Genomic DNA, 14796 nt, shown 5'->3' on the forward strand with positions numbered 1-14796 from the left:
TCGTCTGAGGGACTGCGGCGGCAACTCACTAGGAGTGCGCATAAGTGCGTCTGTCACATATAAATTTCAATCATCTCTATTACTTCTGGCAAGTGTGTAAAGAGGGGTCGGTGGTCGGGGCCGCTGAGGCGCTGTTTCTGACGCCGCAGACCATTACCGGGCAGATTAAGGCGCTGGAAGAGCGCTTAGGCGGCAAGCTGTTTAAGCGTCAGGGACGCGGCCTGGTGCCTTCTGAGCTGGGGCAGCTGGTGTTCCGCTATGCCGATCGCATGTTTATGCTCAGCCAAGAGATGCTGGATATTGTGAATTATCGCAAAGAGTCCAGCATGCTGTTTGACGTCGGCGTGGCCGATGCGCTCTCTAAACGGCTGGTGAGCCAGGTGCTGGAGACCGCGGTGGCCGATCATGAGCAGATCCACCTGCGCTGCTTTGAGTCGACTCACGAGCTGCTGCTGGAGCAACTGAGCCAGCACAAGCTGGATATGATCCTATCGGATTGCCCGGTGGACTCCAGTCAACAGGAGGGGCTGTTTTCCGTCAAGCTCGGCGAGTGTGGCGTCAGCTTCTTCTGCCGTCAGCCGCTGCCTGAGATGCCATTCCCGACCTGCCTGGAGCAGCGTAAGCTGTTAATTCCGGGGCGGCGCTCTATGCTGGGGCGCAAGCTGCTGAACTGGTTTAACAGCCAGGGGTTACAGGTGCAGATCCTCGGCGAGTTTGATGACGCCGCGCTGATGAAGGCATTTGGCCTGTATCACGATGCCATTTTTGTCGCGCCGTCGATTTATGCGCAGGATATGTACGCTAACGTGCAGGACAATATCCGTGAGGTGGGACGTATCGACAATGTGCAGGAAGAGTATTACGTGATCTTTGCCGAGCGGATGATTCAGCATCCGGCGGTACAGCGGGTATGCAACAAGGATTTTTCAGCGCTGTTCAGCCGCTAGGCATTCCGCCTCAGAAACAAAAAAACCGGCCGAGGCCGGTTTTTTATAAAGCTTACAACGTAAGGCAGATTACTGCATTGCGTTGATCTGAGCGGTCAGATTCGCTTTATGACGAGCAGCTTTATTCTTGTGGATCAGGCCTTTGTTTGCCTGACGGTCAACGATCGGCTGCATGTCGTTGTACGCTGCCTGAGCAGCTGCTTTGTCGCCAGTAGCGATAGCTGCGTATACTTTCTTGATGAAAGTACGCATCATGGAACGGCGGCTAGCATTGTGCTTGCGACGCTTTTCAGACTGAACGGCGCGTTTCTTAGCTGACTTGATATTAGCCAAGGTCCAACTCCCAAAATATTCTATAGAGGACAATTCAAAGGCCGAGGAATATGCCCTTTCAGCCTTCTTTTGTCAATGGATTTGTGCAAATAAGCGCCGCTTGTAGTGGCGACACCCGTGCGTTTCAATGGCGCCGAATTTTACCAGCTTTGTTGTGCGGAATACAGCGTTTCAGGTGATTTTTCCCATCATGGCTGTCGGACGACGACGGACGGGGGGCTAAATCACCGTCGCGGCCGCGCAGGTGGCGGTGATGCCGCGCCGGGCGGGAGAGAAATCCGCATTCATGTATTTAATCGTAGGCTTAACTCCGGTATGGTGAATCAATCCCGTTAAACACCCGACAATCGCCGGTTAACCTTAGTCGCTGTACAAGGTATAATCCGTCGATTTTCACTGTTTTGAGCCTGATATGGAGCTAATTCGCGGCATTCATAACCTACGCGCGCGGCATCGTGGCTGCGTGTTGACCATCGGCAACTTTGACGGCGTGCACCGGGGACATCGGGCGCTGCTGGCGCGTCTGCGTCAGGAGGGCGAGCGTCTTGGGTTGCCGGTGATGGTGATGATCTTCGAGCCCCAGCCGCTGGAGATGTTCGCGCCGCAGAATGCGCCAGCCCGCTTGACGCGCCTACGGGATAAGTGCCGCTATCTGGCCGACGCCGGGGTGGATGCCGTGCTGTGCGTGAGTTTTGACCGCCAGTTCGCCAGCCATTCGGCTCAGGACTTTGTGAAACACCTGCTGGTCGAGCGCCTCGGGGTGAAGTTTTTGATGATTGGCGATGATTTTCGCTTTGGCGCCGGGCGTGAGGGAGATTACCACCTGCTGCAGGCCGCCGGCAAAGCCTATGGGTTTACCGTCACCAACAGCCTCAGCTTCTGCGTCGGCGATCGGCGGGTTAGCAGTACCGCGGTGCGCCACGCGCTGCGCCACGATGACCTGGCGTTAGCGGAAAGCCTGCTGGGCCATCCCTATCGGATTGCCGGGCGGGTGGTTCATGGCGATGCGCTGGGGCGTACCATCGGTTTCCCCACCGCCAATCTACCGCTAAAACGGTTGGTAGCGCCGGTAAAAGGCGTTTACGCCGTTGATGTTTATGGACTGGGTCCCATGCCTTTGCCGGGCGTGGCCAACATCGGTACCCGTCCGACCGTCGCTGGCATACGCCAGCAGCTGGAGGTCCATCTGCTTGATGTGACGATGGATCTCTATGGGCGCCATATTGATGTGGTGCTCCGCGCAAAACTGCGCAATGAACAGCGTTTTGATTCGCTTGATGCACTGAAGCGGCAAATCGCCCAAGATGTGGTGGCTGCCCGCGAATTTTTTGGGCTGACAACACCGGTCCAGAGCCTGATGGCTCAATCCCAATAGCCGAAAACGGAACCGAAATCGAAGATGAGTGACTACAAGAATACCCTGAATTTGCCGGAAACAGGGTTCCCGATGCGCGGCGATCTGGCCAAGCGCGAGCCTGGCATGCTGCAACACTGGTATGAGCAGGATCTGTACGGGATTATCCGTAATGCTAAGCAAGGCAAGAAAAGCTTCATTCTGCATGATGGCCCGCCGTATGCGAACGGCAGCATCCATATCGGTCACTCAGTCAACAAAATTCTGAAAGATATTATTATCAAGTCCAAGGGGCTCTCTGGCTACGATTCGCCCTATATCCCCGGCTGGGACTGCCACGGCCTGCCGATTGAGCTGAAGGTAGAGCAACTGATCGGCAAACCGGGCGAAAAGTACAGCGCGGCTGAATTCCGTGAGCAGTGCCGCGCCTATGCCGCCGAGCAGGTCGCCGGGCAGAAAGCCGACTTTATCCGTCTTGGCGTGCTGGGCGATTGGGAACATCCCTACCTGACTATGGACTATGGTACCGAGGCCAATATCATCCGTGCGCTGGCGCGCATTGTGGATAACGGCCACCTGATGAAAGGGGCCAAGCCGGTGCACTGGTGTCCGGACTGCGGCTCTTCGCTTGCCGAAGCGGAAGTGGAGTACTACGACAAGGTCTCGCCGTCCATCGACGTTCGTTTTGCCGCCGTCGATAAAGCGAAGGTGCTGGCAAAGTTCGGCGTCAGCGAGGCGAAGGGCGATGTGAACGTGGTGATCTGGACCACCACCCCTTGGACGCTGCCGGCCAACCGTGCCGTGGCGCTGCATCCGGAGCTGGAGTACCAGCTGGTGCAGGTGGAGGGCGAATGCCTGATCCTGGCCGCCGAGCTGGTCGAGAGCGTGATGAAGCGCGCCGGCATCGACCACTGGCAGGTGCTGGGTAGCTGCAAAGGGGAAGACCTGGAGCTGTTGCGCTTCCGCCATCCTTTCATGAGCTTTGATGTGCCGATCATCATGGGCGACCACGTTACCTTGGACGCCGGCACCGGTGCAGTGCACACCGCACCGGGCCACGGCCCGGACGACTACGTCGTCGGTCAGAAATACGGCCTAGAGATCGCTAACCCGGTTGGTAGCAACGGCTGTTATCTGCCGGGCACCCATCCGGCGCTGGACGGGCTGTTTGTCTTTAAGGCCAACGACGTCGTTATCGACCTGCTCAAGGACAGCGGTGCGCTGCTGCACGTAGAGAAGCTGACCCACAGCTACCCCTGCTGCTGGCGTCATAAGAGCCCGATTATTTTCCGTGCGACGCCGCAGTGGTTTATCAGCATGGATCGCCAGGGGCTGCGCAGCCAGTCGCTGGCTGAAATCGATCGCATCGAACGGCAGGGGCTGGATGAGCAGAATCTCAGCGGCTGGATCCCGGCCTGGGGCAAGGCGCGCATCGAGTCGATGGTGGCGAACCGTCCTGACTGGTGTATCTCTCGCCAGCGTACCTGGGGCGTGCCGATGGCCATGTTGGTTCATAAAGAAACCCAAGAGCTGCATCCGCGCACCACGGAGCTGATGGAAGCGGTTGCTCAGCGTGTCGAGCAGGCGGGCATTCAGGCCTGGTGGGATCTGGACATTCGCGATCTGCTGGGCGATGAAGCCGATCAGTATGAGAAAGTGCCGGATACGCTGGACGTGTGGTTTGACTCTGGCTCAACCAGCTATTCGGTGGTGGATGCCCGTCCGGAGTTCGGCGGCCACAGCCCGGATATGTACCTGGAAGGCTCCGATCAGCATCGCGGTTGGTTTATGTCCTCGCTGATGATCGCCGTCGCCATGAAGGGTAAGGCGCCGTATCGCCAGGTGCTGACCCACGGTTTCACCGTGGATGGGCAGGGGCGTAAGATGTCCAAGTCCGTCGGTAACGTCGTCAGCCCGCAGCAGGTGATGAACAAGCTGGGCGGCGACATTCTGCGCCTGTGGGTCGCCTCGACTGACTATACCGGTGAAATGGCGGTGTCGGATGAGATCCTCAAGCGTTCCGCCGATGCCTATCGCCGCATCCGCAATACGGCCCGCTTCCTGCTGGCTAACCTGAACGGTTTCGATCCGCGTAAGGATATGGTGAAGCCGGAGGATATGGTGGTACTGGATCGCTGGGCGGTCGGCTGTGCCAAGCAGGCGCAGGATGAGATCATCGCCGCCTACGAAAACTATGATTTCCACGAAGTGGTGCAGCGCCTGATGCAGTTCTGCTCGGTCGAGATGGGCTCTTTCTATCTGGATATCATCAAGGATCGCCAGTACACCGCCAAGGCTGACTCCGTGGCTCGCCGCAGCTGTCAGACCGCGCTGTACCATATTGCAGAGGCGCTGGTGCGCTGGATGGCGCCGATCCTCTCCTTTACGGCCGATGAGATCTGGGGCTATCTGCCGGGTGAGCGCGCACAGTTCGTGTTTACCGAAGAGTGGTACCAGGGGCTGTTTGGTCTGGATACCGCGGAGCCGATGAACGACGCCTTCTGGGCTGAGCTGCTGAAGGTGCGCGGCGAGGTGAACAAGGTCATCGAGCAAGCGCGTAACGACAAGAAAGTGGGGAGCTCGCTGGAGGCCGCCATCACGCTGTATGCGGATGAGGCGCTGGCGACGCAGCTGGATAGCCTGCAGGACGAGCTGCGCTTCGTGCTGATCACCTCGGCGGCGCGCGTACAGCCGTTGGCTCAGGCCTCCGCTGATGCGGTGGCCAGCGAACTGGCCGGGCTGAAGGTGGGCTTGAGCAAGGCCGCCGGCAGCAAGTGTCCGCGCTGCTGGCATTACTCGACCGCCATCGGTCAGGATGCCGCGCATCCTCAGCTGTGCCCACGCTGTGTCACGAACGTGGCCGGTCAGGGCGAAGAGCGTAAGTTTGCATGATGCGCAGACCTATTCTTTCAACCGGACTGCGCTGGCTGTGGATCGTCGTTGCCGTACTGATTGTTGATTTGGGTAGCAAGCAGCTGATCCTCCAGCATTTTATGCTGGGGGAGACTCTGCCGCTGTTCCCGTCGCTCAATCTGCACTATGCGCGGAACTATGGCGCCGCCTTTAGCTTCCTGGCCGACAGCGGCGGCTGGCAGCGCTGGTTCTTTGCCTGCATCGCTATTGCCATTTGCGTAGCCTTGCTGGTCATGATGTACCGCAGCGCGGCCTCGCAGCGTCTGAACAACATTGCCTATGCGCTGATCATCGGTGGGGCACTGGGTAATCTGTTCGATCGTCTGTGGCATGGCTTCGTCGTCGATATGATCGACTTTTACGTCGGAAACTGGCACTTCGCCACCTTTAACCTGGCGGATACCGCTATCTGTATCGGGGCCGCACTGGTGGTGCTCGAGGGCTTTTTGCCGCAGCGGGACAAGGAGAAAAAGTAATGCCTCAGGCTCAGGCGACAAGCGCGGTACTGGTGCATTTTACGCTGACGCTGGAGGATGGCTCCCTGGCGGAGTCGTCGCGCGAGCGCGGTCAGCCGGCGTTGTTCCGGCTCGGCGACGGCAGCCTCTCCCCGGCGCTGGAGGCTCAGCTGCTGGGCTGCAGAGGCGGCGATCGACGGGCGTTCACCTTAGCGCCCGCCGATGCGTTCGGCGAGCGCAGCGATGATCTGGTGCAGTTTTTTCCTCTGGGACAGTTTCGCGACAGCGGAACGCCGCAGGCCGGCGCGGTGATCCTGTTCACCGCCGCCGACGGTGCCCAGATGCCGGGGCTGGTTCGTGAGATCGTCGGTGAGTCGGTAACGGTCGATTTTAACCACCCGTTGGCGGGGATGCCGGTGACCTTTGACCTTGAGGTGCTGGCGATCGATCCGCCGCAGGGAGATGAACATGCGCATTCTGCTGGCTAACCCGCGCGGTTTCTGTGCCGGGGTCGATAGAGCGATCAGCATCGTCGAGCGTGCATTGGCTATCTATGGCGCGCCGATCTATGTCCGTCATGAGGTAGTGCATAATCGTTTCGTGGTGAACGATCTGCGTGAGCGCGGTGCGGTGTTTATCGAGGAGATAAGCGAAGTCCCCGACGGGGCGATCCTGATTTTCTCTGCGCACGGCGTCTCCCAGGCGGTACGCGCAGAGGCGAAGGCGCGCCACCTTACCATGCTGTTCGATGCCACCTGCCCACTGGTGACCAAGGTCCATATGGAGGTGGCTCGGGCCAGTCGCCGCGGTACGGAGGCTATCCTGATCGGTCATGCCGGTCACCCGGAGGTGGAAGGCACCATGGGGCAGTACAGCAATCCTCTGGGGGGCATGTATCTGGTTGAGTCACCGCAGGATGTCTGGCAGCTGCAGGTGAAAGACGAACGTAACCTCTGCTTTATGACCCAGACGACGCTGTCGGTCGATGACACCTCTGAGGTGATAGACGCCCTGCGGGCGCGTTTCCCGGCGATCGTCGGACCGCGTAAAGACGATATCTGTTACGCGACCACCAACCGTCAGGAGGCGGTGCGTAGTCTGGCGGCGCAGGCGGACGTGGTGCTGGTGGTCGGTTCGAAAAACTCCTCCAACTCTAACCGTCTCGCGGAGCTGGCGCGTCGGGCAGGAAGGCCGGCTTACCTTATCGATAGCGCTTCGGATATCCACGATGCCTGGCTGAGCGGCGTGGGCTGCGTGGGGGTGACGGCCGGGGCATCGGCGCCGGACGTGCTGGTGCGAGAGGTCATCGACCGCCTGCAGACGCTGGGCGGTTCGGCGGCGCAGGAGATGCAGGGGCGGGAAGAGAATATTGTGTTTGAGGTGCCGCGCGAGCTGCGTATCGAGGTACAGCAGGCCGATTGAGCCGCGGGGCCAAGGGAACAACAAACGGGGTGCCGGATGGGCGCCCCGTTTTTCGTTGTGCTATGGCATCGTGCGCGGGGACTCAGCGTATGTTGGTCGGCGCCGTCAGGCGGGCTTCGCCGATTTTATGCTGCAAGATGAAGTAGCCGGCGTAGGCGGGAGAGGCGTGGGCCGGAATATCTAACTTCGCGACATTCAGCGCATATACGGTGATTTGGTAGTTATGGGGCTTGGCGCCCGGAGGAGGACAGGCGCCACCAAAGCCGCTATAGCCAAAGTCATTGCGCAGCTGAATTGCACCTTTGGGCAGATCGCGGCTCTCTTTCTCTCCGACGTTTTGCGCCAGGCTATGCACCGAGGCGGGGATGTCGATCATCACCCAGTGCCACCATCCACTGCCCGTCGGGGCATCCGGATCATACATGGTGACGGCAAAGCTCTTGGTGCCTGCTGGCACATCGCTCCAGGTCAGCGCCGGTGATTTATTCTGTCCGGTACAGCCCCAGCCATTAAAAATCTGCACGTTTTGTAGCGACTTACCATTGTCAACCGTTGGGCTGCTGAGCGTCATAGCCTGGGCGCTGAGGCTAAGTCCCCCGGCAACCAGCAGGCATGCGAGTGCTTTCTTGGTAAACATAGAGCGATCTCCTAGGGAGGTGAGTGGGAACGCAGTGAATGCGTTTGATCATAGTCCCCAGCGGAGAAATTGCCAGTTATGTTAGAATATTTTTATTATTTTCAGTGCGTTATGTAATATTGGTGCCATGGGTGTAACCCGATATTACCGCAGCAATACCGAGTTACGCCGGGGGCACGCGCTCGGCAGCCTACTGATCTTCCTCGCGCTGGCAGAGATCGACGGCGCGTACGATGGCCTGATAGCCGGTGCAACGGCACAGGTTGCCGGAGAGGCCGCGGCGGATCTCCTGGTGCGTCAGCGGGCGACTGCGCGGTTTCGCCAGCAGGGCATGGGTCGCGACCACCAGTCCCGGGGTACAGAAACCACACTGCACTGCGCCGGCGTCGACATAGGCCTGCTGGATCGGCGAAAGGCTGTCGGCTCGGCCCAGCCCATCGGCCGTGACGATCTGCTTACCGTCGGCCCACAGCGCCAGGTACAGGCAGCTGTCGGTTGCCACGCCATCGATCAATACGCTGCAGGCGCCGCACTCACCGACACTGCAGCCCTGCTTCACGCTGGTTAGCCCGTGCTCGCGCAGCATTTCCAGCAGCGACATCGCCGGCGACACGCAAAACTGATAGGTTTTCCCATTGATCTGGCAGGTGATTTCAACCCATTCTTTGACATTCATAGTATCTCTCCTCCCGCCCGCTGCACGGCCAGGGTAATGGCTCGCTGCGCCAGGGTACGGATCAGGTGTAAACGGAATTCCTTTTCGGCACGCCAGGACGAGCGCGGCGAAACGTCACCGGCGACGGCGGCGGCGACGGCGGCCAGCGTCTGGCGGCTCAGCGGCTGGCCGTCGGCGCAGGCCTCGGCCTGCGGGCAGCGGATCGGCGTCGGTGCCGCGACGCCGTAGGCCAGGCGCAGCTCGCTGAAGTGCCCAGACTCAATGCGGCACAGGGCTGCGCAGCCGATGGTGGCGATATCCATCGCGCCGCGCATGGCGTACTTGATATAGGCGCTGCCGGCGCGGCGGTGATCGTCGGGGTGAAAACGGAAGGCCAGCAGGATCTCGCCGGGGCTCAGCGCCACCTTCCCCGGCCCGGTATGAAAGCCGTCGATCGGACGGATCGTCACGCCGTCGGGCGTCAGGATCTCCAGCTGAGCCTTGAGCGCGACGCTGGGGGCGGCGGAGTCTGCGCTGGTGGCGCCGTTGCAGATGTTACCGCCGTAGGTGGCGACGTTGCGGATCTGTGGGCCGGCGATAGTGGCGGCGGCTTCGGCCAGCATCGGCAGGTGTGCCTGGATCTGCGGGTGTTCGATGATCTGGGTAAAGGTGGTGCCGGAGCCAATGCGTAGGGTGCCATCCTCTAGCGTCGTAATGCCGCACAGCTCGGGTAGCCCGTGGATATCCACGATATGGGCGTACTGCGCGTTATGGTGGTGCAGCTGGATCAGCACGTCGGTGCCGCCGGCTAACAGACGGCTGTCCGGGTGGGCCAGCATCAGTTCGCTGGCGTGGCGCGCGCTGGTGGCGCGCAGATAGCGTTTAATATCATACATGTCGCATTACTCCCTGATCAGTCCGGCCTGCACAAATTCGCGATACAGCGTTTTGGGGGTGATCGGCAGCGCATTGATCGCGACCCCCGTTGCCATGCGAATGGCGTTGCGGATCGCCGGTCCAGGCGAAATGATCGGCGGCTCCCCCAGCGCCTTGTGGCCATAGGCCGACTGCGGCTCCACCGTTTCGACGAAGGCGCACTCCAGATCCGGCAGATCGACACAGGTGGGGAATTTGTAGTCGAGCAGATTCGGGTTGCGTACCACGCCGCTCTTCTCATCGATGATCATCTCTTCGAACAGCGCCCAGCCGATCCCCATCCCCATACCGCCGTGAACCTGTCCCTCCGCCAGCTGCGGGTTGAGGATCCGCCCGGAGTCATGCAGATTCAGGATGCGGTTAATGGTGACCTGGCACAGCGCGATGTCGATGCTGAGATCGACAAAGGTGCAGCCGAAGGCCGGGGGATTGGTGGTGGTTTTATGGGAGACCTCGGCCAGGATCTGTGCGCCGATCTCCTGGTGGTAGTAGGCCTGCATGGCGACGTCGGCGACGCTCATCAGCACCTGATCCGGCTGCATCGCCATCACTACGTTACCGTCGCACAGGGTCAATCCCCACTCCGGCTGGTGACTTATCAGCGCCGCGTGCGCCAGGATTTTCTGACGCATGATCTCCGCCGAGCGGCGGATCGCCGGGGCGGCGACATAGCTTTGCCGTGAGGCAAAGGCGCCGGGATCGAAGGCGGTGATATCGGTATCCTGAGTTGAGATCACCCGGATCTGTTTAAAGGGGATCCCCAGCGTTTCCGATGCCATCTGGGCGAAGACGGTATCGGATCCCTGGCCAATTTCGGTAGCGCCAATCTGCAGGTTTACCGTCCCGTCCTGATTGAGCAGCAGACGGGCGCCGGCGATCTCCACCCCGACCGGATAGGTATTGGAACCATAGCTGAAACAGGCGACGCCGACGCCGCGCCGCACCGGCGCATCGGCCGACTGGGCCATACATTCGGCGCGGCGCCGATCCCACTCAAACAGACGGCGGCCTTTTTCCAGGCACTCTGTGAGCCCGGCGCTGTAGATGCTCTTTCCGTTAACCGGGTTGCGGTCGCCCTGACGCGCAACGTTGCGCAGACGAACCTCGAGGGGATCGAGATCGAGGCGGGCCGCGGCGTCGTCCATCAGGCACTCCAGGGCGAAGTCGACCTGTGGCGCGCCGTAGCCGCGCATCGCACCGGCGGCGGGCAGGTTGGTATATACCGTATCAGCGCAGTAGCCAAAGGCGCTGCGGGGATAGAGATAGCTGATTTTATTGGCACCGGCGGCGGCAATTGAGTGGCCGTGAGAGGCATAGGCGCCGGTATTGGACAGCACCGTCAGACGGTACCCCTCCAGCTGACCATCCCGGCGCATACCCAGCCGGGCATCGATGCTGAAGGCGTGGCGGGTGCGGGTGGCGACGAAGCACTCCTCCCGGCTCAGGCTGACCTTGACCGGTTTACCGCCGAGGCGCTGGGTTAAAAAGGCGGCCATGGGCTCTTCCAGCACATCCTGCTTATTGCCGAATCCGCCGCCGACGTAGGGCTTGATCACCCGGACGTGCGACCAGGGGAGACCGAGGGCCTGGGCGACGGTGCGCCGGACAATCTGGGGAATTTGGGTGCTGGAGACAATGACGATGTGATCGGGCTGCTCCATATAGGCATAGCAGGTCACGCCCTCCATGTGGCAGTGCTGCACCACCGGCGTCTCGTAGTGACCCTCCAGCTGCAGATCGGCGGCGGCGATGCGGGCTTCTGGCTCTCCGGCGTCGATCTCGCTGTGGCGCAGCAAATTGCCGCCGGGGTGAATGGCCGGTGCTCCGTCGGCCAGGGCCGCCTGTGGCCGGGTGATCACCGGCAACGCATCATAGCTGACCTGTACCCGCGCCGCGGCGCGCTCGGCACTGAGCAGATCGCGGGCGACGACGATGGCGACGCCGTCGCCAAAGTGGCGCACGTGGCCGGTCAGCAGATGGCGATCGGCGATATCCCGTTTGCCCGGCTCCAGCGACCAGGCGTGGCCGGCGGTAGGGAAGGGGGCTGAGGGGACATCGTGAAAGGTGAAGACGGCTTCTACGCCGGGCATGGACTCCGCTTCCCGGGTATCGATGGCGGTGACGTTACCGTGGGCGATACGGCTGCGCACGTAGCAGGCATGGAGCATGCCGGGCATCATCATATCATCGGTATAACGCGCCTGTCCGGTGACCTTGGCTTCGGCATCAACCCGCCGCAGCGGCGATCCTAAAGACATAGTATTCTCCTGTGGGGAAATAAGCCTGGGGGATAGTTCAAGGCAGCAAGATATGCGCCACACTCATTGAGCAGAGGAGATATATCCTCATAAGTGTGAGTCGGATCGAGATATCCCAAGGAAATTATGACGCTATAAGACAGGAAAAAACTGGCTGTATATCACTTTGAGAGCATGACGGGTATTTTTGATAGTTTTTCTCTCAAAGTGATAGGGGGTTCCTTGGGAAAGAACGCTGTGATAATTGCATATTCATGCAGGCTGAGGTGCGATGGCCGGCCATCGCCGATGAATTTTTGCATCATCACCGATTTTTTCTGGCTCAGGGCCGAGACAGCCGTTAACCTGAAAAGCCACCAAATAGAGGGGCCGTGCGGCACGCGGCGAGCTACGCGACGCCGACGGACAGCGAAGAGAGCATCATATGGGAGACGGAAGATGGCAGAACAGATTCGGGTAGCGATCGCCGGTGCCGGCGGTCGGATGGGGCGTCAGCTGATTGCGGCGGCCGCGGCGATACCCGGCGTGACGCTGGGGGCGGCGCTGGAGCGGGAGGGCTCCGGCCTGCTGGGGTGCGACGCCGGCGAACTGGCGGGCTGTGGTATGACCGGTGTGACGGTCGAGTCATCGCTGGAGCGGGTCGCGGGGCAGTTTGATGTTCTGATCGACTTTACCCGTCCCGAAGGAACGATGGCGCATTTGGCCTTTTGTCAGGCGCACGGTAAAGCGATGGTGATCGGGACTACCGGTTTCAGCGAGCAGGAAAAGGCGGTCATTGAGGCGGCTTCACAGCATGTCGCCATCGTGTTGGCCGCCAACTTCAGCGTGGGGGTGAACGTGATGCTGCGCCTGCTGGAAAAGGCGGCGCAGGTGATGGGGAGCTACTGCGATATTGAAATCCTTGAGGCGCATCATCGCCATAAAGTCGATGCGCCCTCGGGAACGGCGCTGGCGATGGGTGAGGCGATCGCTGGTGCGTTGGGCCGTAGCCTGGAAAGCTGTGCGGTCTATACTCGCCAGGGGCACACCGGGGAGCGGGTTCCTGGCAGCATCGGTTTCGCGACGCTGCGCGCCGGCGATATCGTGGGCGAGCATACCGCCATGTTCGCCGATGTCGGCGAGCGTCTGGAGATTACCCATAAGGCGTCTAGCCGTATGACATTTGCCAGCGGTGCCATGCGAGCGGCGCTGTGGCTCGGCGCACAGCAGCCAGGAATGTACGATATGTGTGATGTTTTGGCTCTGGATACCTTATAAAAGGCCTATTCTTCGACAGATATCATGGTTGCTATGTTGTTTAATGTGATGAAAATAATGGTTTTTTCATCACATTTTTTATTTATGGTGAAAATTTACATCTAAATTTATCAGTATGGCGATTTTTGCTATTTACCTTTTATTTCACCCCGCTGCGCCGCCCGCATCTTGATTTTTTCAGTGAAAAAACGCATTATAGCGCCGTTGCCTTTGATATCTGTGTCCGGCAACCGTTTTCTCCTTCCATAAAATTGGTGTTTTTAATCATTTGGCATTAAAAACACATTCAGATTTGTAAAAAACACAAAAAACTCTCCTTTCATCTGGACAATGGGCGGATGCGTCATTAGAATGCGCGCAATTTGTCAGAAATTCGCCGCAGTGGCAGTTTTTGCGATTGATTCACGATGCAATATCTGAATTAATATGCATATATTGTGACTGAGTATTCCTTTGGAGGGTGTTTTGATTAAGTCAGCGCTTTTAGTTCTGGAAGACGGAACCCAGTTTCACGGCAGGTCGATCGGAGCAGACGGATCGGCCGTGGGGGAAGTGGTCTTCAATACCTCGATGACCGGCTACCAAGAAATTCTCACCGACCCCTCCTATTCCCGTCAGATCGTCACGCTTACCTATCCCCATATTGGCAATGTCGGCACCAACGCCGCCGATGAAGAATCCTCCGCCGTGCATGCTCAGGGGCTGATCGTGCGCGATCTGCCGCCGATCGCCAGCAACTTCCGCAGTCAAGAGACGCTGCCGGACTATCTGCGTCGTCACCGCGTGGTCGCCATCGCCGATATTGATACCCGTAAGCTGACCCGCCTGCTGCGTGAGAAGGGGGCGATGAACGGTTGCATCATCACCGCGGAGAGCGGGAGTGAGCCGGATGCGGCGCTGGCGCTGGAGAAGGCGCGCGCGTTCCCCGGCCTGAAAGGGATGGATCTGGCCAAAGAAGTGACGACCCAGGAGCCCTATGAGTGGCGCCAGGGTAGCTGGACGCTGAAGGATGGGCTGCCGGCGCCCTGTGAGGATGCGGCGTTGCCCTACCACGTGGTGGCCTATGACTTCGGGGTGAAGCGCAATATCCTGCGGATGCTGGTGGATCGCGGTTGCCGCCTGACGGTGGTGCCGGCTCAGACGCCCGCGCAGGATGTGCTGGCGCTGAATCCGGACGGTATTTTCCTGTCCAACGGCCCCGGTGATCCGGCCCCCTGTGACTATGCCATCGAGGCTATCGCGACCTTCCTGCACGGCGAGATCCCGCTGTTTGGTATCTGCCTAGGGCACCAGCTGCTGGCGCTGGCCAGCGGCGCACAGACGGTAAAAATGAAGTTTGGCCACCACGGCGGCAACCATCCGGTGAAGGATTTGGATCATGACCGTGTGATGATCACCGCGCAAAACCACGGTTTTGCCGTTGATGAAGCGACCTTGCCGCCGACGCTGCGGGCGACCCATAAGTCGCTGTTCGACGGCTCGCTGCAGGGCATTCACCGCACCGATCGCCCGGCGTTCAGTTTCCAGGGACACCCGGAGGCCAGCCCAGGGCCGCACGATGCCGCCCCGCTGTTCGACCATTTTATGATGCTGATTGAAAACTACCGCCGTACCGCCAAGTAATCAGGG

The 14796-nt window shown here is 59.8% G+C and carries 13 protein-coding genes; 8 read left to right on the plus strand and 5 right to left on the minus strand.

Annotated elements, in window-relative coordinates:
* Positions 1 to 44: 44 nt before the first annotated feature.
* Entirely contained in the window at positions 45 to 947 is a 903-nt protein-coding gene (gene nhaR, locus ETEE_RS10685; protein WP_012847450.1) for a transcriptional activator NhaR, read from the plus strand.
* Between the two features lie 69 nt (positions 948 to 1016).
* On the opposite strand, the gene rpsT is transcribed toward nhaR, so the two are convergent.
* Entirely contained in the window at positions 1017 to 1280 is a 264-nt protein-coding gene (rpsT, locus tag ETEE_RS10690) for a 30S ribosomal protein S20 (RefSeq protein WP_015460922.1), read from the minus strand.
* A gap of 412 nt (positions 1281 to 1692) precedes the next feature.
* Between rpsT and ribF the strand changes: the two genes are divergently transcribed.
* Genes ribF through ispH form a run of 5 tightly spaced genes read left to right on the plus strand, consistent with a single transcriptional unit; the run spans position 1693 to position 7424 of the window.
* Positions 1693 to 2655 (plus strand): bifunctional riboflavin kinase/FAD synthetase, encoded by a 963-nt coding sequence (ribF, locus tag ETEE_RS10695; protein ID WP_034163075.1) that lies wholly within the window; start codon positions 1693 to 1695, stop codon positions 2653 to 2655.
* A gap of 24 nt (positions 2656 to 2679) precedes the next feature.
* Positions 2680 to 5526 (plus strand): isoleucine--tRNA ligase, encoded by a 2847-nt coding sequence (gene ileS / locus ETEE_RS10700; protein WP_034163076.1) that lies wholly within the window; start codon positions 2680 to 2682, stop codon positions 5524 to 5526.
* Positions 5526 to 6023 carry a signal peptidase II gene (gene lspA, locus ETEE_RS10705; protein WP_034163270.1) on the plus strand — a complete coding sequence of 166 codons (498 nt, stop codon included), beginning with the start codon at positions 5526 to 5528 and terminating at the stop codon, positions 6021 to 6023. The genes ileS and lspA overlap by 1 nt, the downstream gene beginning before the upstream one ends.
* A complete protein-coding gene (gene fkpB, locus ETEE_RS10710; protein WP_034163078.1) occupies positions 6023 to 6490 on the plus strand; it encodes an FKBP-type peptidyl-prolyl cis-trans isomerase in 468 nt (155 codons plus the stop codon). The genes lspA and fkpB overlap by 1 nt, the downstream gene beginning before the upstream one ends.
* The gene (gene ispH / locus ETEE_RS10715) at positions 6471 to 7424 is read left to right on the plus strand and encodes a 4-hydroxy-3-methylbut-2-enyl diphosphate reductase (RefSeq protein ID WP_034163080.1); all 954 of its coding nucleotides are present in this window, start codon (positions 6471 to 6473) and stop codon (positions 7422 to 7424) included. The genes fkpB and ispH overlap by 20 nt, the downstream gene beginning before the upstream one ends.
* Positions 7425 to 7506: 82 nt before the next feature.
* Here the strand turns inward: ispH and ETEE_RS10720 are convergent, their stop codons facing one another.
* The 4 genes from ETEE_RS10720 to xdhA all read right to left on the minus strand — a co-directional run bounded on the left by ETEE_RS10720 (position 7507) and on the right by xdhA (position 11910).
* A complete protein-coding gene (locus ETEE_RS10720) occupies positions 7507 to 8061 on the minus strand; it encodes a YbhB/YbcL family Raf kinase inhibitor-like protein (protein WP_034163082.1) in 555 nt (184 codons plus the stop codon).
* Between the two features lie 190 nt (positions 8062 to 8251).
* Positions 8252 to 8737, minus strand: coding sequence for a xanthine dehydrogenase iron sulfur-binding subunit XdhC (gene xdhC, locus ETEE_RS10725; RefSeq protein ID WP_034163083.1), 486 nt, complete (start codon positions 8735 to 8737; stop codon positions 8252 to 8254).
* A complete protein-coding gene (gene xdhB / locus ETEE_RS10730; RefSeq protein ID WP_034163085.1) occupies positions 8734 to 9612 on the minus strand; it encodes a xanthine dehydrogenase FAD-binding subunit XdhB in 879 nt (292 codons plus the stop codon). The genes xdhC and xdhB overlap by 4 nt, the downstream gene beginning before the upstream one ends.
* A gap of 6 nt (positions 9613 to 9618) precedes the next feature.
* Complete coding sequence (gene xdhA, locus ETEE_RS10735) at positions 9619 to 11910, minus strand: xanthine dehydrogenase molybdenum-binding subunit XdhA (protein WP_034163086.1); 2292 nt, start codon at positions 11908 to 11910, stop codon at positions 9619 to 9621.
* Between the two features lie 438 nt (positions 11911 to 12348).
* Between xdhA and dapB the strand changes: the two genes are divergently transcribed.
* Together dapB and carA are read left to right on the plus strand one after the other, a co-directional pair.
* Positions 12349 to 13167 carry a 4-hydroxy-tetrahydrodipicolinate reductase gene (gene dapB, locus ETEE_RS10740; RefSeq protein ID WP_034163088.1) on the plus strand — a complete coding sequence of 273 codons (819 nt, stop codon included), beginning with the start codon at positions 12349 to 12351 and terminating at the stop codon, positions 13165 to 13167.
* Positions 13168 to 13632: 465 nt separating this feature from the next.
* Positions 13633 to 14790: a glutamine-hydrolyzing carbamoyl-phosphate synthase small subunit gene (carA, locus tag ETEE_RS10745; RefSeq protein ID WP_034163089.1), complete on the plus strand. Its 1158-nt coding sequence runs from the start codon at positions 13633 to 13635 to the stop codon at positions 14788 to 14790.
* The last annotated feature ends 6 nt before the right edge of the window (positions 14791 to 14796 follow it).

The sequence above is a fragment of the Edwardsiella anguillarum ET080813 genome, from assembly GCF_000264765.2.
In the GTDB taxonomy this organism is placed as follows: Bacteria; Pseudomonadota; Gammaproteobacteria; order Enterobacterales; family Enterobacteriaceae; genus Edwardsiella; species Edwardsiella anguillarum.